A 26,184-nucleotide genomic window follows, 5' to 3' on the forward strand; every position below is an offset into this window, starting at 1 on the left:
GCGGGTCAGAAGCTAATCAAGCCGCGTTCCAACAGTTCCAAGAACTTTTCGACCACATTGGGGTCAAACAAGATACCGGCGTTTTCACGCAGATGGGCAATGGCCTTTTCTCTTGGCCAGGCAGGCCGGTAGGTCTGTTCGTTCAGCAAAGCGTCAAACACTTCCACCACCATAAAAATTCTCGCCGAAAAAGGTATTACGGTGCCCTTTAACCCTTCCGGGTAGCCAGATCCATCCCATCGTTCGTGATGGTACTGAGGAATTTCTCGCGCGGTGGATAAATAGCTGATCGGCGAAAGCAATTGCGTGGCATACAGGGGATGCTGGCGGATAACCTGCCACTCTTCCTCAGACAGCGGGCCGGTCTTCAGCAGGATACTATCGGGAATCATGATTTTCCCGATGTCGTGCAGCAGCGCGCCGCGCCAAATGTGAATTAATTGTTCTTTGGGCACACCAAGGTGACGTGCGAGCTGCAGGGTTATATCTGCGACGCGTTCAGTGTGTCCTTTGGTTTCAAAGTGGCGAGTCTCCAGGCTGGAGGCCCAGCTGATCAGTGTGCTGTCGTAAGCCAGCACGAGGCTGGTATGGGTCTGCTGAAGTTCGTTGAAACCGGTGATATTGTCCATCGCGATGGACGCCTGGGAGGCAAACGATTCCAGCAGTGCGATTTGGTCTTCATCGGGTGAAATGGGCTGTGTAAAGAACGACTCGAGGATTCCGCGCATTTTGCCCTTGGAAATAAGCGGAATGCCTATATATGCCTGAAACCCCTGAGCCGTGAGCCATTTGTTAATTTTTTGATCTGTGGTTGTGAGATTAACGTTGGGTACCAGCAAGATGCGCCGGGATAGGACTACCTGACCGGCCAGCGAGTTGGAAATGGGAATGGACGCGCGGGGTTGGGATGATGCCAGATTGCCACGCGAGATGATTTGCCGTAAGGTCATGCTTTTCTGTTCGAGCGAAAGGATATCCGCGGCTGATGCTGGTGTTCGAGAAAGCACCTGTTCCAGTAAGACCGAGAAGGTCGTTTCAAGGTCCATGCTGCTGGTGATCGCAATATCCACGTTGCGCAGCGCCTGTAAATGCTGCATGCGTTGTTCGGTTTGCTCAAAAAGCCGGGCCGTTTCTAACGCAGCAGCCGACTGGCTGGCAAAGGTCTTCAAGACGTTGATTCTTTCCGGCGAAAAGAAGAATTCTTCTTTGCTGAGCAGCACCAGCATCCCAACCAGATTGCCGCGCAAGATCAATGGGAAGAAACCCGCAGATTGTACCGGCGTTTTCTGTTGCGTTTCAGTCTCTTCAAAGAGTTCGGGGTTGGCAAAGCGGGTGAATATGAGGGGCTGCGTGATGGATGGTTTGGATATCTGGTTAATCAACCAGCGGCTTCTCAATAATGTTGTGGTTATGCTCTCACAATCCCCGTCGGATTTCGCCAGAGTCACCCATTCCTGATCCACAATTTTTCCAACCCAGGCCGAGCAAACTTCGAATGCCTGAACACAAATATTTGAAATGCCCTGAGAAAGGTCAATTGCTTCCAGATTCAGCACCAGATGCTCGCCGCTTTTGAAAAGCGCGTCGAGCATGTTGAGCTGCTGCTGGATGCGTTGGCGGGAAGAAACCTGGTATGAAATATCATGAATGATTACCTGGGCGGTTTTTCGATCTTCCCAAGAGAAAGAGGTTATCAGCACTTCCACGGCCAGGTACTCGCCCTGAGAAGTTCGGATATCTGCCTCAAAACTTTGGCGGCTGCTCTCTTCTTCCAGTGCCAGCGCAAAGAAATGGTTGATCACCGCCTTATCTTTTTCATGAAAAAGGGATGAGAGGCTCAGACTGGCAGGAAAATTGTTAATTTGCAGTCCGGTTAACCGAGTTAGCGCGGGGTTGAATTCCAGCAGATTTGCGCTCGCGTCGGTGATGATGATCGCGTCTGGCGATTGGTTAAATAGGCTTTCAAACCTGGCACGCTCGGCCAGTAATAAGCGGTAGCGGTTTAGCTGGATGATATTCTTGATACGGGCGCGCAATTCAAGCCGGTTATATGGTTTCGAGATAAAATCATCTGCACCCGCGGTGATTCCGCGAATCCGCGAGTCAGAGTCATCGAGGGCGGTAATCAGAAAGATGGGAATTTCCGCTGTTTCCGCGTCTGCGCGCAGCACCTGGCAAACTTCGTAGCCGTCCATGCCCGGCATCATCACGTCCAGCAGAATCAAATCCGGTTTGGTTTGGTGCGCCACCGCAATGGCCTGAGGACCATTTTCCGCGAAGGAAAGCTGGTATCCTTCTGTTGTGAGCAAAGACTCAATGGTCTCCCGGCCAATTGGCTCGTCATCAACGATGAGTATGCAACTAGGACGGATCATGGGGGCTTTCCTGTAACTGGTCTGGTTTCACAAAGATCGGTTTAATGGGAAGAAAACTTGGCTTTGGTGAAGCTCTTGATCAGCATGACTTGCCTTCATTGTAGCAAGGATTAAATTAAACCGCGACCCGTTTTGAGAGAATTGTGAACGAGATTGGGCTGGGTTTCGTGCTGTTGAGATCAATATCAATTATATTTATTTTACTGATTTTTTACCTGAATTTGGTGGAAGATTTACCGTTTTACGCTTATCCTATAGAGTGATGAAAAGGGTGAAAAGGGAAATTCCCATTGCGCATAGGGATGTTTATGATGAAGGCATGCATTGAAAGAAGAATCGGGTAAATCGATGGAAAAACAGCAAATCAAAGAAGCGCTTAACAAAAATGAGTCTCGCCATATTGTTAGGTTTTTTATGCTTCTTATTGTGTTTTTCTTGGGGCTGCTTTTCTTGTTGCAGTGGGAAACCCTTGGTTATTCGGATTACCGGCTTACGATTTTGGGGGGAGTGGCTTTCTTAGCGGGGTCGGTGTGCCTGTTTTTTCATTCTGAACGGGAGTTTGAATTACTAAATCATCTGGGGCATGGTTTACTGCTGTCGGGGATACTATTACTTATTTCCGGTTCGTTTGGCTCATTTTCTGATTGGTTGGTTTACTGGGAATGGTGGATTTCCATAAGCTTGATAGCCTGCTCTTTCCTTTATGGGTTCTCCCTGAAACCACGAAAGTCGCCGATGGCTTTAAAGATTACCCGTTACGCCATTTTACTGGGATTGTTGTTATTGGCTTTTTTCCCCTATTTGTTGCAGTCAGTTACCACCGGCGAGTTAGCCCTCAGCCGCGGTGCGACACGCCTGTTGCAGATCATTCCGCTTGGGTTGTTTGCATTCATTATTTGGGATTTGCTGCGCCATCGACGTCAGATGGATAGACGCCTTTGCAGTTTGTTACTGCTGTCGCTGAGCATTTTTACGCTAAGCAACCTGGTCATGATGATGTCTGAGCGCAGTGTTGATGGGTACTTCTTGCTGGCAGCTCTCTTCTTCTTTTTAGCCGAGATTGTGCTGGTTAGCGCGATTGGCGAGTGGGTCAACCTGGAGTTTTTCCATTTACGGCAGACATCAAAGAACGCTGAAGAAAAGCTGCAAACGGCATGTAACCAAATCAGTCAACTTGAAGCGCAAATTGATATTCTTCATCAATTCATGGACGAGGTTCCGGATTTGCTATTCATTAAAGACCGGAGCGGGAAGTTTTTATACAACAACCGCGCTCATCTGGAATTGCTTGGTATGCAAAATCAGATAGAGGCACTTGGCAAATCGGACTTTGATGTTTTCTCCTTTGATCGCGCCCGCCAATATTACCTTGAAGAGCAGAAAGTGATTCAAGGGATTCTCCCTGAACTCTCGATTCAATCTCATACGCCCTCGAATAAAACAGGCGGTAAAAATGTGTGGCTTTCTGAGACGAAAGTACCCATGCGCAACGAGCATGGAGAAATTATCGGGCTGTATTGCTGCTCGCAGGATATTTCTGAGCGCAAAAATGCGGAAGACGCCTTAAGAGAAAGCGAAGAACGCTACCGTCGCTTGATCGAGTCTGCACCGATCCCGTTTTTGATGGTGTGTCAGAATGAAGTTGTCATGGTCAATAATGAAGCGGTAGCGGTGTTGGGCGGGCGCAGCAAAGAAGAAATTATTCAAACACCAATTCATCATTTCGCGCCCGAAATTGATTTGCAGCGATTGGATGATCAAATTAATTTCAAAGCAAAAAGCACGAAAAATACCCAACCGATTGAATTGAAAGTGACGCGCTTGGATGGTTACCAGATTGATGTGGAGTTAATGGCCTCCAAGGCGGAATTTTTTGGAATGCCTGCGGTGCAAATTTTGTTTTGGGATGTAACCGAACAGCGCAAAGCAGAAAAAGGACTGCGCTTGAGTAAAGACAGGCTGCGCCTGGCGCTGGAATCGGCCAACCAGGGCTTGTGGGACTGGAATCTGTTGACTAATGAAATGTATTTCGACGAAACCTGGGCAATGATTATGGGCTATCGAGAAGCCGCTGAACTGCAGCCCGTGATGAGCACCTGGGAAAAATCCATTTATCCGGAAGATAAAAAACAGGTTTTTCGCAATCTCAATGATCATCTGACAGGGCTGCGGCCAAATTTCACCGCCGAATACCGGGCTTACCGCAGCAACAGCGAGGTGATTTGGGTTCAAGCCAAGGGCAGAGTGGTGGAGTGGAGTGTGGACGGCAACCCGTCGCGGATTATGGGCACGCTGCAAGATATCAATGCCCGTAAAGAGGTGGAGAGAGACTTGCAGGAAGCTCGCAAAGCGGCGGAAGACGCCGCGAAGACAAAAGCTGAATTTCTAGCCAGCATGAGCCACGAGATCCGCACACCAATGAACGCGGTGATCGGTATGACCAGCCTGCTGCTGGACACCGAATTGCAAGCACAGCAGCGCGATTATGTCAATACCATTCGGGTCAGCGGTGACTCTCTCCTGTCTATCATCAACGACATCCTTGACTTTTCCAAGATTGAAGAAGGAAAGCTGGACCTGGAAAGGCAGCCGTTTTACCTATATGATTGTGTAGAGTCGGCTATTGATCTGGTGGCTTCCAAGGCGCAGGAAAAAGGGCTGGAAGTGATGTACAACCTGCAAGGTCAGGTTCCAATTGCAATTGAAGGCGATGTAACCCGTTTACGCCAGATTCTGGTGAATTTACTGAGCAACGCGGTGAAATTCACTGACCAAGGTGAGGTGGAAGTGCTGGTTACGAGCCAGACCATCAATGAAGACTGGCATCAAATCCAATTCTCTGTGCGGGACACGGGGATCGGAATCCCGCGTGAACAGCAGGATCGATTGTTTAAGTCTTTTACTCAAATTGACGCTTCGACCACGCGCAAATATGGCGGCACAGGGCTGGGGTTGGCGATTAGCAAGCGCCTGGCGGAAATTATGGGCGGCACGATGTGGGTTGAAAGTGATGAGGGAACGGGTTCCGTTTTCCATTTCACGGTGAGAACGCGGGAAATCATCTTCAATATCCCCCAAATCTGCCGGAAAGACCAGCCAGAATTTGCCGGAAAGCGAGTTCTGCTGGTGGATGATAATTTCAATCACTTGAATATCATTGCTGAGCACTTGCGCGGCTGGAATATGGAGGTGGACGCTTTCACCAGCTGTGATCAGGCAGACCAGCAGTTCCGTCAGGCCAAGAAACCGTATGATTTGCTGATGGTTGACCGGCAGATGCCCGGTCAGGTTAGCCTGGAGTGGGTAGATCGCTTATGGAAAGAAGGATACCTGCCGGGCGGGGCGATTCTGATTTCGGCGTTGGGGGACAAGCCCAGCCATTTGGAGAAACCCTCGGTCTTTGCGGAAATCAGCAAGCCACTCAAGCTGCAAATCTTCCACGATACTCTGCAAAGTTATTTCAAGCATGAACATCGATCTGGTTCTGCTCAGGGGGAAAAGAGCCAGGGATTTGACCAGAAATTTGGCGAGAAATATCCAATGCGCATCTTGTTGGCCGAGGACAATCTCACCAATCAGAAAGTGGCGGTGGCCATTCTTGCAAAATTGGGCTACCGGGTAGATTTGGCTGCCAACGGGATTGAGGCGATGCAGGCGGTGGAACGGCAGAAGTATGATGTCGTTTTGATGGATGTGCAAATGCCGGAGATGGACGGCATTGAGGCAACCCAACGAATCCGAAGCGAAGTAGCCAGCAGCCATCAGCCCGGACGGATTATCGCCCTGACCGCGAACGCGCTGGAAGGCGACCGGGAACGACTGATTGAAAGCGGTATGGATGATTATGTGAGCAAGCCCATCGCTGTGGAAAACTTAAAAGAGGCTTTGAAGAACGCCTATGAGAATCTTTTTGGGCGGCCGGACGTGGTGAATGTTGTTCTGGGTGGTTTTCAGGCGATTAACCACGCCCAGCTCCATGAATTGATTGAGCAAATTGGCGGAGACAATGGCGGCGGTTCAGCGCGTGAACTGCTGGATATTTTCACCAGTGAAGCCAGAGAAGGTATTATTGGCCTTGCAGAAGCCGTTGAGGAAAAAGATTATGTGCGCTGCAAGCACTATGCTCATAACCTGAAAAGCACAAGCGCATATATTGGCGCAGAAAATCTTTCCAAACTTCTCGCAAAAATAGAGACTGCTACGTCGCACGGCCGGAATGAAGAAATTCCAGGCCTCTACGCTGCCGCACGTGATGAATTCTCGCGTGTGCTGGTGGAATTGGAAAGAGTGCGCCAATTGGCTGGATGCGTGGATTAATTCCTCTTCCAAGCAAAAAGCAGAAACGGAAAAAACAGGGCTGACCATTGCTGGGTTCAGCCCTGTTTTATTGTTTTTTTATGCGTTTTTGAGGATCAAGCAAGGACGGGCTCGGCGTCCTCTTCCAGCACCTGAAGAAACATGGCGATCAATTGGGGATCAAAATGCGTGCCCGAGTTTTCTTGCATGTATTGTTTGATGCGCTCAGGCGGCCAGGCTCTGCGGTATGGCCGGTCCGAAGCCAGGGCGTCCCAAACATCCACCATCGCAAAAATGCGCGCTGGCAGCGGGATCTGGTTGCCTTGCAGACCAAAGGGGTAGCCGGTGCCGTCCCATTTCTCGTGATGATAGTAGGGAATATCCAAAGCCGGGCGCAAGTAAGAAATGCGCGACAGCATTTCAAAGGCGTAAATGGGATGCTTTTGCATAATATCCCATTCTTCATTGGTTAATGGGCCAGGCTTGTGAAGAATATGATCAGGGATTCCCATTTTTCCAATGTCGTGCAGTAACGCGCCGCGGCGAATCTGGCTGATTTCCGATTCGGGTAAGCCCAGGCGGCGGGAGAGGCGCACGGTCATTTCGGTTACGCGCTGGCTGTGGCCTTTGGTTTCGTAATCGCGAAGCTCCAGCGCTCTGGACCAGCCTTCAAGCGTGTTATCGTAAGCGAGAACCAATTCTATGTTGGAGCGTTCCAGGTCTTCAAAGAGGGTGGCTTCATCCACGGCGATGGTCGCCTGACGGGAAAGCGTGTCGAAGAAGTTGAGCCATTCGGGAGTGGCATTCACGGGAGTGCGGTTGAACACCTCAATAACGCCTTTGATCTGTCCTTTGGAGATTAATGGCGCGCCGAAGTATGCCTGAAAGTCTTCCACGGTAAAGAACGAGTTAGCTTCAGAGCTGCTGGCCTGGAAGTTGGTATCCAAATAGATATCAGGGATTGTGATTGTTCTGCGCTCGGCTGCAACCTGACCAGAAAGACCTATGCCAAGCCGACAAGGCCGCATGGCCAGGTCTGTGTTATGAAAGCCAACGGTTTTGGATGCTTCAAGGGTGAGGGTGGTAGGTTGATAGAGCATGATGCGCGCCGCAGCTACATCTAATTGGCGGGTAACCTGTTCGAGAACCACATCAAGAATGGCATCCAGGTGGGTGTTGGTAGTGATGGCTTTGTCGATGGTGTGAAGAGCGTTGAGCCTTTTGATCTGCAATTGGGTTTCTTCAATTAATTGGAATCGCAGCAGAGAACTGGCAACGATTTCGCAGACTGTGGATAAGGAGCGCATGTCCGTGTGTGTTAATTCCCAATGGGATTTAATCACCATTACACCAACGAGGTCGCTGCCAGTTAGCAATGGGAAGACGGATATGACGCGATCGAAAACGCCGGGGAAAAGATCTACAAATGCCGAGGGCATTTGTGAGGTTTTTACTTGGACCGGTTTTTGCTGGTGGATTATGGTGGATATGGAGGGAATATCGGGCAAAGTGTCAGCCAATTGTAGGCTGGTTTGGCCAGATGTTTTTACCACATGAAACTGTTGGCTGAGGTTGTCCTTCCAAGCCAGCACAGCGGCTTCGGCATTGGAAGTTGACATCGCATAATTGAGCAGCAATTGGTAAACATCCTCTGAGTTGTCAACGGCGCGCAGGTCTTTGGCAATTTGGGCGATGATTTCCATTTCGCGCTCACTCTCTACCCGTTCGGACACATCGTGAAGGGTGGCAAACAAGTAGAGCTGGCTGTTAATAGTGATTGGGCCGGTGTAAACTTCGATTTCGCGCAGGTCCCCATTTTTAAGGCGATGCTTGCAAATAAATTGCTTGAGACTGCCATTTGAAATGGCCTTTAGCGCGGAAAAGATGGTCTCATTGGAGCGCATGTCGATGTCGGTGATGAGAAGGCTGGTTAGCTCTTGTTCGGTGTAGCCGTAAAAAGCGGCCGCGGCCGGGTTGGCAGAATGAATACGCCCATTCTGAGGATCTACAATTATCTGCATGGAAGGGTTTTCTTCAAAAATACTGCGGTAACGGTTTTCGCTCTCGAGCAATTTGGCTTGTGCTTTATTGCGCTGCAGAATGGCGATCAGCATGATAAAAATGACGGCCGATTGGAGTACAAGAAAAACCAAGACGCCCCAGAACAGGGGTTTGTTTTCCTCGTATAGAGATGGTTTTTGGTTGATGATCTGGCTGTCTTTAGGCAGGCTGGCACGGTGGATGCCCCAGCGCTGCAACTCGAGATAATCAAATTGATAGGCGGACGAGCCGAGCGTATTGACGGGAATGGAAGAAGCAGGTTCGCCTGCTAGAATTCGTTTGGCGATTTTCCCGGCAGCTTCGCCTTCCAGGAAACCCGTTCCCAGTTTGCCACCGACGATTCCGTGACCCAGGTACATGCCCGCGTGAGCAAAAATGGGCGCAGGCGAGGCTTCTGAAAGGCGGGGTAGGAAATTCTGGTAATCAACATAGGTTCCGTCCGCATCACGAAAGAAATCCGAATAGTAAACGATGCTTTCAGCAGGCAGCTTGCTGACCTGGGCGAGCAGCTCTTCTTGCGTCAGGCCATGTTCACCATCCAGGAAAATGAGCGGCACAGCGAAAACCCCTTCATCAATCATGCTCTCGATGGCTTTCCGGTTGGCTTGACTGCTGAGGGTTTTATCGGTGATGATGAAAACTCTTTTGGCTTTGGGATAGAGGCGCAGGTCAGTGTTGATGCTGGTGAAATCGTTCACCTCAGCAACCCCGGTGATGTTAAGCTGACCAGACAGGTATTTGGGTTGGAAATCATTGACGCCTAAGAATAAGACAGGAGCTTTGCCGAACAGATCTTCTCGATGCTGGAGGGTGAATTGAAAGGCGGGGTCATCCAGTGTGATGATGAGGTCAAATTTATAATTATGATATTTTTGCTTGTATGCAACATAGAGCATTTGAAGGTAAGATTCTGATTCATTGCGTTTGGTGTCCATGAATTCGGTTTGAACATTTGCGTTGGCGGGAAGTTGTGAAAGCAACCCCCGCATTTCATCATCTGACCATTCAAAGCCGTAATGATAGGAATTGAGGATGAGGATTTGTTGCGGTTTTTCTTCCTGGGCGGAAACCCTTGTGACATGGGCAAACCAGGGGATACTCAATGAAAACAGGATGAGCACCAGTAAGTTGGGTTGGAATATTTTTCTTCTTGCCATTTGATGTTTAAGAATAGTCATAATTGGTGATAATAAAATTATCACAAAAACGGTCTGTAATTTGAATAAAGTTCGTGTAAAAAAAGAGTTGGAATTGTGTAAAGGCAATTTGAACGGCAGCAGGTAATCGCCGCCTGATTATTCTTCTTCAATCTCCCGGCGGTGCTGCCATTTCTGCCACGGCCATAGCCCGGTGATTTCCAACTCTACCGTGGCGCTCAAGAAGGTACGGATAAGGATGAGCAGCGCGAGGGTTGAAAGGCCTTGTAAGGTTGGTTCCACGGCTACAGTACGGATGATATCCGCGGCTATTAGAAATTCAAGACAAAGCAGCAACGAGCGCCCCAATTCTTTGCGATAGAGCGCGTAATTATTGTTTTCAATGTGATGGTTAAACAAACGGTAAAAATAGCGGATGGTGGCGGTGAGAATGCCCGCGATAATCAGGAAGACCCCCGCTGCGTCGACCAGTAAAGAGATGTTGACAAACACCTCGCTCAATTGATCCATGCTGCTGTCCTTTCTTTGTGTAGAAGTGGTCCTGGCTGGCCGGCTGGGCGGGAAACGAAAAGCGTGAAAAGCCAGTATCTATCTCATCCTTATTTTATCCGGGTTGATAAAGGGTTACAAATCCGTATCCATATTGTGAATTTGTAATTAACTTTCAAGGTTGGGCGGCGGCAGTGTTGTGGTATAAATAGGGACACATGTACATTATTCCTTAATAGAGGGAAGCAATGGCAACAGACAAGTCACTTGGGGAAAGACTGAAGAAGCGGCGGTTGGAATCTGGGATGAGCCTGAGAAAACTGGCGGAATTGACGGGAGTAACCGCTTCGTTTTTGAGCCAGGTGGAACATGGGAAAGTTAATGTTTCGCTGAACTCTCTGCAAAACATCTCGGAAGCGCTGAATGTGCATTTGTCTTATTTCTTGTCGGATCCAACCACTTTGGCGGAAGACGCTGAGATTGGGGAGGGATTGCCTCGCGCGACAGGAGAGCGAGCAGCGGCTTATTCGCCGGTGGTCAGGGTGAATGAGCGCGCGCAGCTTTTTCTTCCGATGACAGGCGCGGCTTACGAAATGCTGGTGCCGAGTTTTGGTAATAAAATGGTGGCCATCAGCGGGCGGCTGGCGCCGGGAACGGGCAATGCAGCCCGAAAACTGCGTGAGCCCACCGAAGAATTTCTTTACCTGCTTTCCGGGAATCTGCTGGTGGGGTTGAACAGCGGCGAATATGTTTTGTGTCCCGGCGAATCGATCTATTTCAAAGGCGATGACCTGGTGCAGTTATCCTGCCATTCGGAGGAAGAAGACGCGGTGTGGATTTCGGTAATCAGCCCGCCCGTTTTCTAGATATCATGAATGGAAAACCGGTTCCCTGAGGAGCCGGTTTATTGATTCTGGATAGTTTGCGATTTTTGTCGTTACTCGCTCGCGCCGGTGAGCTGTGTTTTTGATCGCGGATAAGATCCGAGGAGGCGGAAAAGGGGTGCCATTTCTTGCAGTTCGGCTAGCGCCGCAGCAATTTGCGGCTGGCTGGCAGCGCCTTCAAAGTCGATGTAGAAAAGATATTCCCACATTTTCCCCACCCAGGGACGGGATTCAATTTTTAACAGGTTGATTCCGCGCCGGGCGAAAACGCTGAGTGCCGTGTATAGCGAGCCGGGCTGATGATTGAGGGAGAAGACCAGCGAGGTTTTGGCGTTTTCTTGCGGGCTAACGGGCTGCGGATGTATACGAAGAAAGCGGGTGTAATTGTGCTGGCTGTCTTGAATTCCGTGATCGAGGATGCGCATCTCATACAGCTCGGCGGCGCGCTGTGAGGCAATCGCTGCCATCCGGCGGTCGCCGGATTCTTTCAGCATTTTCACGCTGCCGGCAGTATCGTACACGGCGGTTACTTTAACACCGGGCAAGCGGGAGAGGTAGCCGGCACACTGCGCCAGGGCCTGCGGGTGGCTGATCACCTGGGTGAGAGCGGAGCGTTCGGTGTCGGGGAAAGCGATGAGGCAGTGCTCAATTTTGTGATCGTGCTCGCCGGTGATGAAAAGGTTGTATTTGAGCAGCAGGTCGTAGTTCTGGTGGATGCTGCCGGCCTGGGAATTTTCGATGGGAATGAGTCCCTGGTCGGCGCGCCCGGAAGTAACGGCCAGAAACACCTCTTCAAAGGATTCGCAGGGCAGGGTGGTAATCTGGTCTCCAAAACTGGCGAAGGCGGCCGCCTCAGAGAATGCGCCGTGCTCGCCTTGAAAGGCTATGATGGGAAGGTCTGTTTTCAATCGGACTCCTGAATTGCTGGCCGCTTGGGAAGTCTGGCATAACTGATTTGATGCTAGCCATCCCCTCAACGCGGCTGTGGAGTGAGGGGATGGCGAAGTTTGGATGAAAAGGCTTTTAAGAAACGTAATGCAGCCATTGCGCATAGGCGTCGTTCTGGCCATGAATCGCGGCCTGATACGCCTGCTGGATTTTTCGGGTGATGGGACCGCCCTGACCACTGCCGATCACGCGGTGGTCAATTTCCCAGAGCGGCACGCATTCCGCCGCCGAACCGCACACGAAGACCTCATCGGCGATGTAGAGCTGGTCGCGCGAAATGGGTTGTTCAATGATTTCAAAGCCCATTTCGGTGGCAATGGTGATGAGCGTATCGCGGGTGATGCCTTCCAGGATGGTGGTGGTGGGTGGGGTATAGATCTTGCCATCACGAACGACAAAAATATTTTCACCGGTGCATTCGCCTACATAGCCCTGCGGGTCAAGCATGATGGCTTCGTCAAAGCCTAAACGGACCGATTCGGTTTTGGCGAGCATGCTATTGGCATAATTGCCGGTGATTTTGGCTTTGGTCATGTTGACGTTGGGGTGCAGGCGGGTGAACGATGAGATGTTGGCGCGAATGCCTTTTTCCAGCGCTTCGGGTCCCAGGTAGCTGCCCCATTCCCAGGCGGCGATGCCCAACTGAGGGGTGGCTGTATCGAGGTTGAGGCCTAAATTGGGCGCAGAAAGATAGAGCAGGGGGCGGATGTAGCATTCTTTGAATCCATTCGCCGCGACAACATCAAGGGTAGCCCGGTCGATCTCTTGCAGGCTGTAGGGCAGGGTGTTGAAGCCCATCACCTTGGCGGAATTGATCAAGCGCTGGGAGTGTTCCGTCAGTCGAAAGATAGCCGGTCCTTTGGGGGTGTCGTAACAGCGGATGCCTTCAAAGGCGCCCACGCCATAGTGCAGCGAGGTGTTGAGGAAATGAATGGTAGCTTTTTCTGTTTCAACCAGCTTTCCGTTCAACCAGATATATTTTGATTCCAACGACATAGTGTTTCTCCTTTAGTGTGGTGAATTAAAATTGTTCGAGCATATAATCCGCAACCTGCGAGGTGGACAGCTTTCCGCCCAGATCGGGGGTGCAGGCTCTGGCATGGATGGCTTTTTCTACGGCGTTTTCCAGCGCGGCAGCTTCTACTTCCAATTTGAGCGAGTAGCGCAGTAGAAGCGCGGCGCTTAAGATGGTGCCGATGGGGTTGGCGGTGCCTTTACCGGCGATATCGGGGGCGGAGCCGTGAATAGGTTCGTAGAGACCGGGGCCGCTTTCACCCAGCGAGGCTGATGGCAGAAGCCCCATCGAGCCGGCCAGCAGAGAAGCCTCATCGGTGAGGATGTCGCCAAAGGTATTCTCAGTCACCATCACATCAAAGCTGGCGGGGGAGGCGATCAGTTTCATGGATGCGGTGTCGACCAGCATGTGTTCGAGGGTGACATCGGGATAATCGGCGGCGACGCGGTTGGTGACCCGGCGCCAGAGGCGCGAGGTGGCGAGGACATTGGCTTTATCCACCGAGGTTACTTTTTTCTTGCGGTTTTGCGCCATCTGAAAAGCCAGGCGAACCACCCGTTCCACTTCGCTCTCGGTGTATTCCATCGTATCCACGGCGTGGGCCTGTCCGTTGACCACGTCTTCGCCTTTAGGGCTGCCGAAGTACAGGCCGCCGGTCAGCTCGCGGACGACGACCATATCCACATTTTTGAGCACTTCGGGCTTGATGGGAGAGGCGTCCAGCAGGGCATGATGAACCTTGACCGGGCGCAGGTTGGCAAAAACGCCCAGGCCTTTGCGCAGTTTGAGCAAGCCCTGTTCGGGGCGCACGGCGGCGTTGGGGTCGTCCCATTTTGGGCCGCCCACCGCGCCCAAGAGCACCGCGTCTGCGGATTGGCACGCGGCCAGGGCTTCGTCCGTCAGGGCGGTGCCGTGCTGGTCAATGCTGCAGCCGCCGATCAGGTGGGTAGTATAGCGGAAAGTGTGCCCATAACGGGCGGCAACGGCATCCAGCATGCGCTGCGCCTGGGCGACCACTTCGGGGCCGATGCCGTCTCCCGGGGTGAGTGCAATGTAAGCTTGCATGAAGTCTCCTTAGATAATGAAGTAGATTATTTCAATTCGAGAAGGCCGTATTCGATGGAATCGGCCAGGGCGCGCCAGCTGGCTTCGATGATGTTGCTACTGGCGCCAACGGTGCTCCAGGCTTTGGTGCCGTTGCGCGTGTCGATCAACACGCGGGTGGTGGCGCTGGTGCCTTTATCACCGTCGAGAATGCGAACTTTGTAATCGGATAAGTGGAAGCGGTGAATTTGCGGGTAGTGCTGTTCGAGCGCCTTGCGAAGTGCTTTATCCAACGCGCTGACCGGTCCGTCTCCTTCGGCGGCGGTATGAAGCACCTGCCCCTGCACCTCCACTTTGACGGTGGCCTCGGCGAAAATGCCGCGGCCCTGGCGGTGCTCCACCTGAGCAGAGAAGTCGATCAGTTTGAAAGGAGGAGTGTAGCCTGGTTTTTGACGATGGATCATCAGAGCTACCGAGGCTTCAGCCGCTTCAAAAGAATAACCCTGCGATTCGAGCTGCTTGATGTCTTCGAGCACGCCCTTCATCAACGCGGTGTCGTCTAACGCAATGCCGTATTCCTCGGATTTTGAGATAAGATTGCCGCGCCCTGAAAGCTCGGAGACGACCACCTGCATCTGATTGCCAACCAGGGCGGGGTTGATGTGCTGGTACGAGTTGGCGTTGCGGCGCATGGCGGCCACATGCACGCCGCCCTTGTGGGCGAACGCGGCTTTGCCAACGTAGGGGAGATGATCGTCGGGGGCCAGGTTGGCCAGCTCGGAGACGAAACGTGAAAGCTCGTATAAGCGCTGAAGCTGGCCTTCCGGCAGGATTTTTTCACCGAATTTCAGCTCAAGGTTGGGAAGGATGGAACACAGGTTGGCGTTGCCGCAGCGCTCGCCGTAGCCGTTGATGGTGCCCTGAATGTGGGTGCAGCCGGCGCGGTAGGCGGCGATGGAATTGGCCACGGCAAACTCACCATCGTTGTGGGCGTGAATGCCCAGTGGAACAGGAATGTGAGGGAGAACCGCTCGGACGACGGTCTCAACTTCCCAGGGGTGTGAGCCGCCGTTGGTATCGGCCAGCACCACGCGGGATGCTCCGCCGCGCACCGCGGCCTGCAGGGTTTGCAGGGCGTAGGCAGGGTCGGCTTTGTAACCGTCGAAGAAATGTTCGGCGTCATAGACCACTTCGCGCCCCTGTTGAGTGAGATAGGCAACACTAGCCTCGATGAGGCGTAAGTTGTCTTCCAGGGTAGTGCGCAGCACGTCAGTCACGTGCAGGGTCCAGGTTTTTCCAAAAAGGGTGCAGACCGGTGTCTGCGATTCAATAAGGGCTTTCAGGTTGGCGTCGTCTTCAGGGTTGGTTTTGGGGCGGCAGGTGGAGCCGAAGGCGCTGATTTTGGCGTTATGCCAGGTCATATCTTTGGCGCGCGAGAAGAATTCGATGTCTTTGGGATTGGACCCCGGCCAGCCGCCTTCAATGTAATGAACACCCAGGCGGTCCAGTTCCACGGCAATGCGCAGCTTATCCTGGCAGGAAAGGGAAATCCCTTTGCGCTGGGTCCCGTCTCGAAGGGTGGTGTCGTAGATTTCGATCATCAGAAATTCTCCCGCTGGCGGCCGGTGAAGGCGCTAAAAAGCCTGATGGGCCGCTTCGTATTGGTTGATAGCTTCAGAAAAGGATAAAACGTAATCGAGGTCGTCCATCCCATGCAACAGACAGTGTTTGGAGAAGGGATGGATATCGAAAGACTGCGTGACCCCGCCGGGCAAGGTTACGGTTTGGGCGGCCAGGTCGATGGAGACGGTGGCGAGGGGATCGGCTGCCAGGCTATTCACCAACGCCTGGTGGACGGATGGCGGGACAATCACCGGCAGAAGGCCGTTCTTTTGAGCGTTGTTGAAGAAGATGTCGGCAAAGGATGTGGAGATGATGGCGCGAATGCCGAAGTCGGTCAGCGCCCAGGGCGCGTGTTCGCGCGAGGAACCGCAGCCAAAGTTATCCCCGGCCAGCAAGATTTGCGCGCTGTCAAACGGCGGCTGGTTGAGGATGAAGTTGGGGTCGGGTTCGCCGCCGGGCGTGTAGCGCCAATCGGAGAACAATTTGCTGCCCAGGCCGGCTTTGTCGATGCCTTTCAGGAAGCGCGCCGGGATGATCTGGTCGGTATCAATGTCGTTGACCAGTAGCGGAGCGACCAGGGATGTGAGGGTGGTGAATGCTTGCATGACTGTGCTTTGCCTTTCTACAAAATCTCACGCGGGTCGGTAACATACCCATTGACCGCGCTGGCCGCGGCAGTGGCCGGGCTGGCCAGCAGGGTGCGCCCACCCTTGCCCTGGCGGCCTTCAAAATTGCGGTTGCTGGTGCTGATGGCGTATTGGCCGGGCTGGATCATGTCTCCGTTCATGGCGATGCACATACTGCAGCCAGCATCGCGCCACTGCGCCCCGGCTTCGATGAAGACGCGGTCAAGGCCTTCTTGCTCGGCCTGGCGCAGCACCGCGCGTGAGCCGGGCACGACCAGAACGGTGAGGCCATCGGCGACTTTGCGCCCGCGCAGCACTTCGGCCGCGGCGCGCAGGTCGGTGATGCGGCCATTGGTGCAAGACCCGATGAAGACCACGTCCACCTTTTGCCCCGCGATGGGCTGGCCGGGTTGCAGGCCCATATAGGCCAGGGCTTTTTGCAGGGCGGCGCGCTGCGATTCGTTCTCCAGCTTATCGGGGTGCGGCACAGAAGCCGTTACCGGGATTCCCATACCAGGGTTGGTTCCAAAGGTAACCATTGGCTGCAGGCTGGTGGCGTTGAGAACAACTTCACGATCATATTGGGCGCCAGGGTCGCTGGGCAGCTGCCGCCAGGCGGCAAGTGCCGCGTCCCAGGCAGATCCGCTGGGGGCATATTCGCGGCCCTTGAGATAGTCAAAGGTGACTTCGTCGGGGGCGATCATACCGGCGCGCGCGCCGCACTCAATGGACATATTGCAAATCGTCATGCGCTCATCCATGTTGAGCATTTGGATGGCTTCACCGCCATACTCGATGACGTGACCGGTGGCTCCGCCGATGCCAATCTGTGCGATGAGGGCCAGAATAATATCTTTGGCGCTGATGCCGGCGGGCAGTTTGCCTTCGATTTTGACCAGCATGGTTTTGGGTTTACGCTGCAAAAGGCATTGGGTGGCCAGTACCTGCAGGATTTCGCTGGTGCCAATGCCAAAAGCCAGCGAGCCAAACGCGCCGTGGGTGGAGGTGTGGCTGTCACCGCAGACGATGGTCATGCCGGGCTGGGTAAGGCCTTTTTCCGGGCCAATGACATGCACAATGCCCTGGTCGGGGCTGTTGTGGTCGTAGCAGGGAATGCCAAAATCGGCGCAGTTTTTCTCCAGTTGGCGAATCTGGGTTTTTGAGGCGTCATCCGCGACGGATAGACGGTCGCCGGAGGGAACAAAAAGGGTGGGAATGGAGTGGTCCACGGTAGCGAAGGCGCGATCCGGGCGGCGCGCAGGCAGGCCGCGCTCGCGCAGTCCGGCAAAGGCTTGCGGAGAAGTCACTTCATGCAGGTACTGGCGGTCGATATAGAGAATGGCCGGCGCGTCCGGCTGCTGCGACACGACATGCGCTTCCCAGATTTTTTCAAACAGGGTTCGAGGTTTCATGATATTTTCAATTGTGGCGGAATGAATGCGGTCAAGGTGGGCTGTTAGAAGATCCAACCGGAGGGCATGGTGGTGGTTTTTGGGAACTTCTCTGGTGAGCGGGGAGCCTGGGCGTCCTGTTCATTGGCGCAATGGCCCGCATCGGATGCCATTGCCGATTTTCCGTTGGACGAAGCTTCCATGCCGCTCATGTCCCAGCCTTCGGGAAACGTGCGGGTTTTGGGAAATTTATCGTGAGAGCGCTCGGATTGGGGGAATTTGGAGTCTGCCATTGGTTACCTTCCTATCTTGAAAATCAAATGAATACTGAAAAAGTGATTGGATTCAACAAGGGTTATCAATTTTCTACCTGACTGGCGATGAGCAGTTTGTTGATGGCTGCCAGGTAAGCCTTGGCGCTGGCCACGATAATATCGGTGTCGGCGCCGTATCCGCCATAGGTGCGGCGGTGAGTTTTTTCAGGTTGAGCCACAAAGACCGGTTGGCCGTCGCTGCCGGCGATGCGCACGGTTACTTCGCCGAGAGCGTCAATGCCTTCGGTGATGGCGTGGATGGTGAACTCCACCAACTGGTTGGGGGCCTGGGTGATGGCGTCGATGGCTTTATAGGCGGCGTCCACCGGGCCGGTGCCAATGGCGGCGTGGGTGTGCACCTCACCCTGCTGGCCGCGCATGCGCACGGTGGCGGTGGGCATGCCCATCGTTCCACAGGTAACCTGCAGGCCGTCGAGGGTGAAGACCTCCTGGTGCTGTAAAAGCTCGTCCGAAACCAGGGCTTCCAGGTCGGCGTTGGTAATGGTTTTCTTTTTGTCGGCCAGGTCTTTGAAGCGGGCAAACATTTTTTCCAGGTCTTCTTCGTTTAATTCATAGCCGAGGTCTTGCAGGCGGGTTTTGAAGGCGTGCCGTCCAGAATGCTTGCCCAGCACCAACTGTGATTGGTTAACGCCCACCGTTTCAGGGCGCATGATCTCGTAGGTCTGCTGGTTTTTCAGGATACCATCCTGGTGGATGCCGGCTTCGTGCGCGAAGGCGTTGGCGCCGACGATGGCCTTGTTGGGTTGGACGACGATGCCGGTGTAATTGCTGACCATGCGACTGAGGCGCATGAGCTGGGTGGTGTCGATGCCGGTATCGAGGTGGTAGACCGGATGGCGGGTGTGCAGGGCCATCACCACTTCTTCCAGCGAGGTGTTGCCCGCCCGCTCGCCAATGCCGTTGATGGTCACTTCGGCCTGGCGCGCCCCGGCACGAATGCCTGCCAGTGAATTGGCTGTGGCCAGGCCCAGGTCGTCGTGACAGTGCACGGAGACTACACAGTTTTCGATGCCGGGGGTGTTGGCAATAATGCCGCGGATGAGTTCGCCAAATTCGTCGGGGGTGGTGTAGCCCACCGTGTCGGGGATATTAAGGGTGGTGGCCCCGGCGCGGATGGCTTCGCCCAATACTGTGTACAGGAATTGCGGGTCGCTGCGCCCGGCGTCTTCGGGGCTGAACTCAATATCGGGGCACAGGCTGTGCGCGTAGGCCACCATTTCGCGCACTTTTTCCAGTACCTGCTCGCGGGTCATTTTGAGTTTGTATTGCATGTGGATTTCGGACGTAGCGAGGAAGGTGTGGATGCGCGGATGGCGGGCAGGGCTGACCGCCTCCCAGGCCTTATCGATGTCGCGTTTGGCGGCGCGCGCCAGCCCGCAAATGATGGGCGTGCGGCCGTTGATTTCGCTGTTGCCCACTTCCTGGGCAATGCGGCGAACAGCTTCGAGATCGTCCGGGGAGGCGGCAGGGAATCCGGCTTCGATCACGTCCACACCCAGGCGGGCAAGGCCACGGGCGATTTCCAGTTTTTCGGGGCTGGTAAGGGTCGCGCCGGGGGATTGTTCGCCGTCTCGCAGGGTGGTGTCAAAAATTCGGACGTAATGGTCAGTCATAGGATTCTCTCTTTTTGTGTATTGTTAATGGTTGGTCAGTTGCGTCTATTGGGTCGATTATTTATTCCAGTTTTCGGGGCGCAGGGAGCGGACAGCCGCGCCGGTTTGCCACATTTCCGATTCACGCATAACGCGCAGCTCTTCGCCCAATTTTTCGCGGTAATCGGGGGCGGAGTTGGCGGCCAGCACCACGCGGGTTTCTTCACCAGAGAGCACGCTCTGATAGAGTTGTTCAAAAGTCGGTTCCACGGCGGCTTTGAAGCGAGGCGCCCAGTCCAACGCGCCGCGCTGGGCGGTGGTGGAGCAGTTGGCGTACATCCAGTCCATGCCGTTGGCAGCCACCAGGCGGATGAGGCTCTGGGTGAGTTCTTCCACGGTTTCGTTGAAGGCTTCGCTAGGGGAATGGCCGTGGCGGCGCAGGGTCTCGTATTGGGCTTCCATCACACCCGCCAGGGCACCCATCAACACGCCGCGCTCACCGGTCAGGTCAGAGTAGACTTCGTTTTCGAAGGTGGTGGGGAAGAGGTAGCCAGACCCGACCGCAATGCCCACGGCCAGGGTGCGCTCTTCGGCACGGCCGGTGTAATCCTGGTGGACGGCGTAGCTGGAGTTGATGCCGCTGCCGCTGAGGAAGTTGGCGCGCACGCTGGTGCCAGAGCCTTTGGGGGCAACCAGGATGACGTCAATATCAGCGGGGGGGATGATGCCGGTCTGGTCTTTGTAGACAATGCCGAACCCGTGGGAAAAATAGAGAGCTTTGCCAGTGGTGAGATGGGGTTTAAGACGGTCCCAAACCATCATTTGGGCGGCGTCGGAAACCAGATATTGAATAATGGTGCCGCGGGCGGCGGCTTCTTCGAGGGAGAAGAGGGTTTCGCCGGGAACCCAACCATCTTTGACGGCTTTGTCCCAATAAAATTTGTCGGAGGGTTCTTGCCCAATAATGACATGAATGCCGTTGTCTCGCATGTTGAGGCTTTGCGCGGGGCCTTGCACGCCGTAGCCCAAAACAGCCACGACTTCGTCTTTCAAGACCTCACGGGCTTTTTCCAGCGGGAACTCATCTCGCGTTACCACGTCTTCCGTTACGCCACCAAATACCATTTTTGCCATGTTTTATTCTCCTTTGCGATGGATCTACATCTTTTTTTATGATTAGAGACCGCCATTATTGGCAGTATTCTTGTGAAACATAACTGCTGTCGTTTTGAACCGTGTGAAGGTTGAACTCTGGGTTGGCGTTGGAACCGCGCGCCATCGCGACAATGCCAGTGCGCACCATTTCAACGATGCCGAAGGGTTTCAAGACGTCCACAAAGCTGTTGATTTTTTCTTCCACGCCGGTGATTTCGACGATCATCGAGTCGTTTGCCACGTCAACAATGCGAGCGCGGTAGACATCAACCAATTGCATGATCTCGGTGCGAGTGGCGGCCTCGGAGCGGACTTTGATGAGGGCTAGATCGCGCTGCACCGAGGGGGTGGCAGCCAGGTCGGTTACGTGCAGGGTGTTGACCAATTTGTACAGGTTGTTGACCACCTGCTCGGTGCTGACTTCGTTGCTGTCGACAACGATGGTCATTCGCGAAACGCCGGGGCAGTCGGTGTGGCCCACGGTGAGCGATTCAATGTTGAAGGCGCGGCGGCGAAACAGAGAAGCCACGCGGTTGAGCACGCCGGGTTTATCTTCCACTAATGCGACTAAAGTATGCTGCATAAGTCCTCCTCAACTCTCTTTATTGCGCCATCGGGCGGCGGATCATTTTGTGCAGGGCGGCGCCAGCGGGCACCATCGGGTAGACACAGTCTTCCGGCTCGATGCGGAAGTCAATGACCACGGTGCCGGGGGTTGCGCGGGCCGTGTCGATGGCCTCGACAGCCTCTTTACGGTTGGTAGCGCGCAGCCCGGTGAGGCCGTGCGCCTCGGCAATTTTGACGAAATCTGGGCTGGTGATGGGCGTGGCGGAATAGCGCCGGTCATAGAATAATTCCTGCCACTGGCGCACCATGCCCAGATAGCCATTATTGATGATCGCCACGTTTACTTTGATGCCCGCCTGTACCGTGGTGGATAGTTCCGCCTGGGTCATCTGGAATCCGCCGTCACCGGCGATGACCCACACTTCTGCTTCCTGGTCAGCCATTTTGGCGCCAATGGCGGCTGGCAATCCAAAGCCCATCGTCCCCAAGCCGCCGGAGGTAACCATGTGATAGGGGTAGTCATGTTTGTAATATTGGGCGGCCCACATCTGGTGCTGACCAACATCGGTGACAATAACGGCTTTGCCCTGGGTGGCGCGCAGAATGTCGTGCATGATGTGGGCAGCATAGAGGCGGCCGTTGTCGGGGGTGTAGAGAATGTCGCGCAGGGCGCTTTCGGAGCGCAGTTTGTTGATTTCCTCGTTCCACGATGTGTGCGTCTTTTGGGGCAGGTTGGGTACCAGCTTCTGGAGCAGTTCGCTCAAATCGCCGATCAGGGCCAGGTCAACACGTACATTTTTGTTGACTTCAGAGGGGTCCAGCTCGAAATGGATTTTTTTGGAATTGGGCGCGTAGGTACTCAGGCTGCCGGTAACGCGGTCATCAAAGCGCATGCCCAAGGCTAAAAGCAGGTCGGCGTTCTGGATGGTGTGATTGACCCAGGCCTCGCCGTGCATGCCCATCATACCCAGGTTGAGCGGATGGCTGGCGGGGAAGGCACCAATGCCGAGCAGCGTCGTGGCGACAGGGGTGTCAGTTTTCTCAGCCAACTCGCGCACCCAGCTCATGGCACCCGATTTGAGAATACCCTGCCCGGCCAGAATGACAGGGCGTTCGGCAGCGGCGATCATTTTTGCCGCCTGTTCGAAGTCATTCATCGATGGCCGCAGATCGGGGCGGTAGCCGGGAAGGCGGATGCTTTCTTCGTAGGCGGGGTCCCATTCGATTTGCGCGACTTGCGCGTCTTTGGTGATGTCGATCAGCACCGGGCCGGGGCGACCGGAGCGGGCAATGTAGAAAGCCTCGTGGATGGTGCGGCTGATCTCGTTCACGTCGGTAACCAGGTAGTTGTGCTTGGTGATGGGCAGGGTAATACCGGTTACGTCCACTTCCTGAAAGGCGTCGGAGCCGATGAGGTGGCTGAACACCTGGCCGGTGATGGCAACCATCGGGGTTGAGTCGAGCATGGCGGTGGCAATGCCGGTAACCAGATTGGTGGCGCCGGGGCCGGAGGTCGCCAGGCACACGCCTACTTTGCCGCTGACGCGCGCGTATCCGTCGGCGGCGTGGGCGGCGCCCTGTTCGTGGCGCACCAGAATGTGGCGGATGCCAGGATAATCCAGCAGGGCATCATGAATAGGAATGGTGTTGCCGCCGGGGAAGCCGAAAATCACATCCACACCTTCTTTAAGTAATGATTCCCAGATGATTTGAGCGCCGGAGTATTTCATTATTTTCCTCTCTTCTATTGCCTGAATGCCTGGATCAGGCTTTAAGTACCGCACCAGTGTCCGCGCTGGTTACAAACTGGGCGTAACGGCGCAGCCAGCGGCTGGTGATTTTGGATTCGAAGGGGGGTAAAGCGGATAAGCGGTTTTGAATTTCTTGATCGCTGAGTTGCACGTTGAGGGTGCGCTGTTCCAGGTCGATTTCGACCATGTCGCCGGGGCGCAGGGCTGCGATGGGGCCGCCGGAGGCCGCTTCGGGTGAAACGTGCCCAATGCAGGCGCCGTGCGTGCCGCCAGAGAAGCGCCCATCGGTGATGAGGGCAACTTGATCACCCAGGCCCATGCCCATGATGGCGCTGGTGGGACTGAGCATTTCCTGCATGCCGGGGCCGCCGCGCGGGCCTTCGTAGCGGATGACCACCACCTCACCGGGCTGGACTTCTCCGTTGAGGATGCCGGCGTAGGCTTCATCTTGCGATTCATAGATGCGCGCCGGTCCGCTGAAATGGCGCATGCCGGGTTTGACACCACCGGTTTTGATCACCGCGCCCGCCGGGGCCAGGTTGCCAAACAGGATGGCCAGGCCGCCGGTCTGTGAATGGGCGTTTTCAGCGGTGTGGATCACTTCGGTGTCGGTAATTTGCGCGGATTGGAAGGTCTCGCCAAAGGTCTTGCCGCTGACAGTGGGACGGTCGGTGTGCAAAATACCCGTGGCGCGCTGCACTTCGCGCAGGATGGCGGGTACGCCGCCAGCGCGGTGAACATCTTCAATATGCCAGGGGCCGGAGGGCGAGACTTTGGAGAGATGCGGAACTTGCATGGAGACGCGGTTGATGCGCTCCAGATCGTAGGCGATGCCGCCTTCATTGGCGACTGCCAGGGCGTGCAAAACGGTGTTGGTAGAGCCGCCCATTGCCATATCGAGGGCGAAGGCGTCATCCAGGGCTTCAGCGGTAACAATCTGGCGCGGGGTGAGCTGTTGCGCTACCAGATCCATGATGCGCGCGCCAGCCTGGCGGGCCAGTTCTTCGCGCTCGGCGCTTTTTGCTAGAGCGGTGCCGTTGAACGGCAAGGCGATGCCGAGGGCCTCCATGAGACAGTTCATGCTATTGGCGGTGAACATGCCGGAGCAGGAGCCGCAGGACGGGCAGCCGTGATCTTCGAGGGTTTGCAACTGTGCGTCGTCGATCTGGCCGGTTTTGTATTTGCCCACACCTTCGAAGACGGAGATCAAGTCAACGGACTGACCGCTGGGGGTGCGGCCGGCGGCCATCGCGCCGCCAGAGACAAAGATGGCGGGGATGTTGACGCGCATGGCAGCATTCAACATGCCAGGGCCAATTTTGTCGCAGTTCGTGATGCAAACCATGCCGTCGAACTGGTGGGCTTCGATCATTGACTCGATGGAGTCGGCGATCAGTTCGCGGGAGGGCAGCGAGTACTTCATGCCTGCGTGCCCCATTGCGATACCGTCGCAGATGCCAATCGTGTTGAATTCAAAGGGAACGCCGCCGGCAGCGCGCACGGCCTCTTTGACGATACGACCAAACTCCTGCAGGTGGACGTGCCCGGGAATAATATCGACGTAAGAATTGACAATGGCAATAAACGGTTTTCGCATGTCGGACTGGGCAACGCCAGTCGCTTTGAGCAGGGCACGGTGGGGGGCTTTTTCAAACCCGCTTTTGATTTTGTCTGATCGCATATTTTGCTTGTCTCCTGGTTCTGTATCGTATAATTTCGTGAAGTAGCAACAAAAGTCCATCACCTGGCGGCGCGCCGGTGTTGAAAACCATCCCTTTGATTGAGAAACGGCCGTGTATGGAGTTGGCTGGGATCCCCCGGTTGGGGGTTGGTACGAAAAAGGCCGCCCTGTGCTTGGGCGGCCTTCTGGCTGTATGTGGGTGTGTTTACTTTTTTACTTTACCTTCACCCGCCCAAGCGCTAATTCGCTCTCACCAATAAGGACGAGAACGAAAATAATAATAATCGAAAGGACGAGCGACAGATAAAAGGACATGGGTTTCAAAGGTTAAGTAAGAAAGTGTGTAACTATTGGTAAGATTATAGGTCAATAAAATCAAATGTCAATAGGTTATGCGGGCGGAAAAGTTAATAGGTTGTTAACAAGCCATAAAAAGCGCGTGAGTCTGGCCGAATTGGCAGACTCACGCGGGTATTAATCGTTGGCAGGCGCGTCAGGCAGCCAATAATCACCGCCGCCGCCCTGGCGGCACATGTAGCCCTGCTCCACCAGCTCGCGGCGCAGTTGGGCGTAGTCTTCGTTGTAGTGCTGCAAAATCTCGTTGACCTGCTTTTCGGTGTAGCGCGCGCCGGGCTGGAAACCTTTGAGCACATAGCGCAAAATGGCGTCCAGTTTTTTGAGCTGGGTGGGAATGGTCTTCAGCGTGCCGTCGGGGTTGGTGTAGCTCTTGATCACCTTGTGGTCGTAAGCGTCCACATCAATTTCCTGGGTCACCTCGGGCAGATCTTCGTGGGCCAGCAGGCGCTTCGACATGGCCTCCAGCTCGTTGACCTGCAGGTGGTAGATATTGTAGTAGCTCTCGGCGCGCGCGCTGACCAGCCCGGCCTTGCTGAGGCGCGAGAGGTGGTGCGAGACGGTGGAGGGGCTGAGGGCGAGCATCTCGGCGATCTGCTCGACGGTGAGGTCTTGCTGCGAGAGCAAGCCGACTATTTTGAGGCGGTTGGCGTCGGCCAGCGCTTTGAAGAAGTTGAGAAGTTCTTGCGTAGCGTCCATAGTCAATTCCTTGAAATTAATTCGATAGATATAGAAATAATTATATGGAATTAAAGAGATGTGTCAAGAGGGGATGGTTAATATCTTAAAAAAGGATTTTATTGCTATATAGCAAGAGCATTGTGTGCTTTTACTTGGATG

At 54.2% G+C, this 26,184-nt stretch carries 18 protein-coding genes; 2 read left to right on the forward strand and 16 right to left on the reverse strand.

Annotation, left to right across the window (positions count from 1 at the left end):
* Positions 1-5: 5 nt before the first annotated feature.
* Positions 6-2,375: an HD domain-containing phosphohydrolase gene (locus tag ADN00_RS19230; RefSeq protein WP_075064620.1), complete on the reverse strand. Its 2,370-nt coding sequence runs from the start codon at positions 2,373-2,375 to the stop codon at positions 6-8.
* A gap of 735 nt (positions 2,376-3,110) precedes the next feature.
* Here ADN00_RS19230 and ADN00_RS19235 point away from each other — a divergent pair.
* Positions 3,111-6,692, forward strand: a complete 3,582-nt coding sequence (locus ADN00_RS19235; RefSeq protein WP_160317573.1) for a PAS domain S-box protein — start codon at positions 3,111-3,113, stop codon at positions 6,690-6,692.
* A gap of 95 nt (positions 6,693-6,787) precedes the next feature.
* Here the strand turns inward: ADN00_RS19235 and ADN00_RS19240 are convergent, their stop codons facing one another.
* Together ADN00_RS19240 and ADN00_RS19245 are read right to left on the reverse strand one after the other, a co-directional pair.
* Positions 6,788-9,889, reverse strand: a complete 3,102-nt coding sequence (locus ADN00_RS19240; RefSeq protein ID WP_160317574.1) for an HD domain-containing phosphohydrolase — start codon at positions 9,887-9,889, stop codon at positions 6,788-6,790.
* 138 nt (positions 9,890-10,027) lie between these two features.
* Positions 10,028-10,399, reverse strand: a complete 372-nt coding sequence (locus tag ADN00_RS19245) for a DUF1622 domain-containing protein (protein ID WP_075064623.1) — start codon at positions 10,397-10,399, stop codon at positions 10,028-10,030.
* 227 nt (positions 10,400-10,626) lie between these two features.
* On the opposite strand from ADN00_RS19245, the gene ADN00_RS19250 reads away from it, so the two are divergent.
* Entirely contained in the window at positions 10,627-11,244 is a 618-nt protein-coding gene (locus tag ADN00_RS19250; RefSeq protein ID WP_075064624.1) for a helix-turn-helix domain-containing protein, read from the forward strand.
* A 71-nt stretch (positions 11,245-11,315) separates the two neighbouring features.
* Here ADN00_RS19250 and pheA read toward each other — a convergent pair whose 3' ends face one another.
* From pheA to ADN00_RS19315, 13 genes are all read right to left on the reverse strand, one after another.
* Positions 11,316-12,170 (reverse strand): prephenate dehydratase, encoded by an 855-nt coding sequence (pheA, locus tag ADN00_RS19255; RefSeq protein ID WP_075064625.1) that lies wholly within the window; start codon positions 12,168-12,170, stop codon positions 11,316-11,318.
* Between the two features lie 115 nt (positions 12,171-12,285).
* Positions 12,286-13,206, reverse strand: coding sequence for a branched-chain amino acid transaminase (locus tag ADN00_RS19260; RefSeq protein WP_075064626.1), 921 nt, complete (start codon positions 13,204-13,206; stop codon positions 12,286-12,288).
* Between the two features lie 25 nt (positions 13,207-13,231).
* Positions 13,232-14,290, reverse strand: coding sequence for a 3-isopropylmalate dehydrogenase (gene leuB / locus ADN00_RS19265; protein ID WP_075064627.1), 1,059 nt, complete (start codon positions 14,288-14,290; stop codon positions 13,232-13,234).
* A 26-nt stretch (positions 14,291-14,316) separates the two neighbouring features.
* Entirely contained in the window at positions 14,317-15,870 is a 1,554-nt protein-coding gene (gene cimA / locus ADN00_RS19270; protein ID WP_075064628.1) for a citramalate synthase, read from the reverse strand.
* 33 nt (positions 15,871-15,903) lie between these two features.
* Positions 15,904-16,497, reverse strand: coding sequence for a 3-isopropylmalate dehydratase small subunit (gene leuD / locus ADN00_RS19275; protein WP_075064629.1), 594 nt, complete (start codon positions 16,495-16,497; stop codon positions 15,904-15,906).
* Between the two features lie 17 nt (positions 16,498-16,514).
* Entirely contained in the window at positions 16,515-17,930 is a 1,416-nt protein-coding gene (gene leuC, locus ADN00_RS19280; protein ID WP_075064630.1) for a 3-isopropylmalate dehydratase large subunit, read from the reverse strand.
* Between the two features lie 44 nt (positions 17,931-17,974).
* A complete protein-coding gene (locus ADN00_RS19285) occupies positions 17,975-18,202 on the reverse strand; it encodes a hypothetical protein (RefSeq protein WP_075064631.1) in 228 nt (75 codons plus the stop codon).
* Between the two features lie 65 nt (positions 18,203-18,267).
* Positions 18,268-19,857 carry a 2-isopropylmalate synthase gene (locus ADN00_RS19290; RefSeq protein WP_075064632.1) on the reverse strand — a complete coding sequence of 530 codons (1,590 nt, stop codon included), beginning with the start codon at positions 19,855-19,857 and terminating at the stop codon, positions 18,268-18,270.
* Between the two features lie 57 nt (positions 19,858-19,914).
* Entirely contained in the window at positions 19,915-20,970 is a 1,056-nt protein-coding gene (gene ilvC, locus ADN00_RS19295; protein WP_075064633.1) for a ketol-acid reductoisomerase, read from the reverse strand.
* A 55-nt stretch (positions 20,971-21,025) separates the two neighbouring features.
* Positions 21,026-21,574: an acetolactate synthase small subunit gene (gene ilvN / locus ADN00_RS19300; RefSeq protein ID WP_075064634.1), complete on the reverse strand. Its 549-nt coding sequence runs from the start codon at positions 21,572-21,574 to the stop codon at positions 21,026-21,028.
* 19 nt (positions 21,575-21,593) lie between these two features.
* Positions 21,594-23,288 (reverse strand): biosynthetic-type acetolactate synthase large subunit, encoded by a 1,695-nt coding sequence (ilvB, locus tag ADN00_RS19305; protein ID WP_075064635.1) that lies wholly within the window; start codon positions 23,286-23,288, stop codon positions 21,594-21,596.
* Between the two features lie 34 nt (positions 23,289-23,322).
* Positions 23,323-24,990, reverse strand: a complete 1,668-nt coding sequence (ilvD, locus tag ADN00_RS19310; protein WP_075064636.1) for a dihydroxy-acid dehydratase — start codon at positions 24,988-24,990, stop codon at positions 23,323-23,325.
* 474 nt (positions 24,991-25,464) lie between these two features.
* Positions 25,465-26,043 carry a DUF2087 domain-containing protein gene (locus tag ADN00_RS19315; protein WP_075064637.1) on the reverse strand — a complete coding sequence of 193 codons (579 nt, stop codon included), beginning with the start codon at positions 26,041-26,043 and terminating at the stop codon, positions 25,465-25,467.
* Positions 26,044-26,184 lie beyond the last annotated feature (141 nt).

The sequence above is a fragment of the Ornatilinea apprima genome (assembly GCF_001306115.1).
Classification (GTDB): Bacteria; Chloroflexota; Anaerolineae; order Anaerolineales; family Anaerolineaceae; genus Ornatilinea; species Ornatilinea apprima.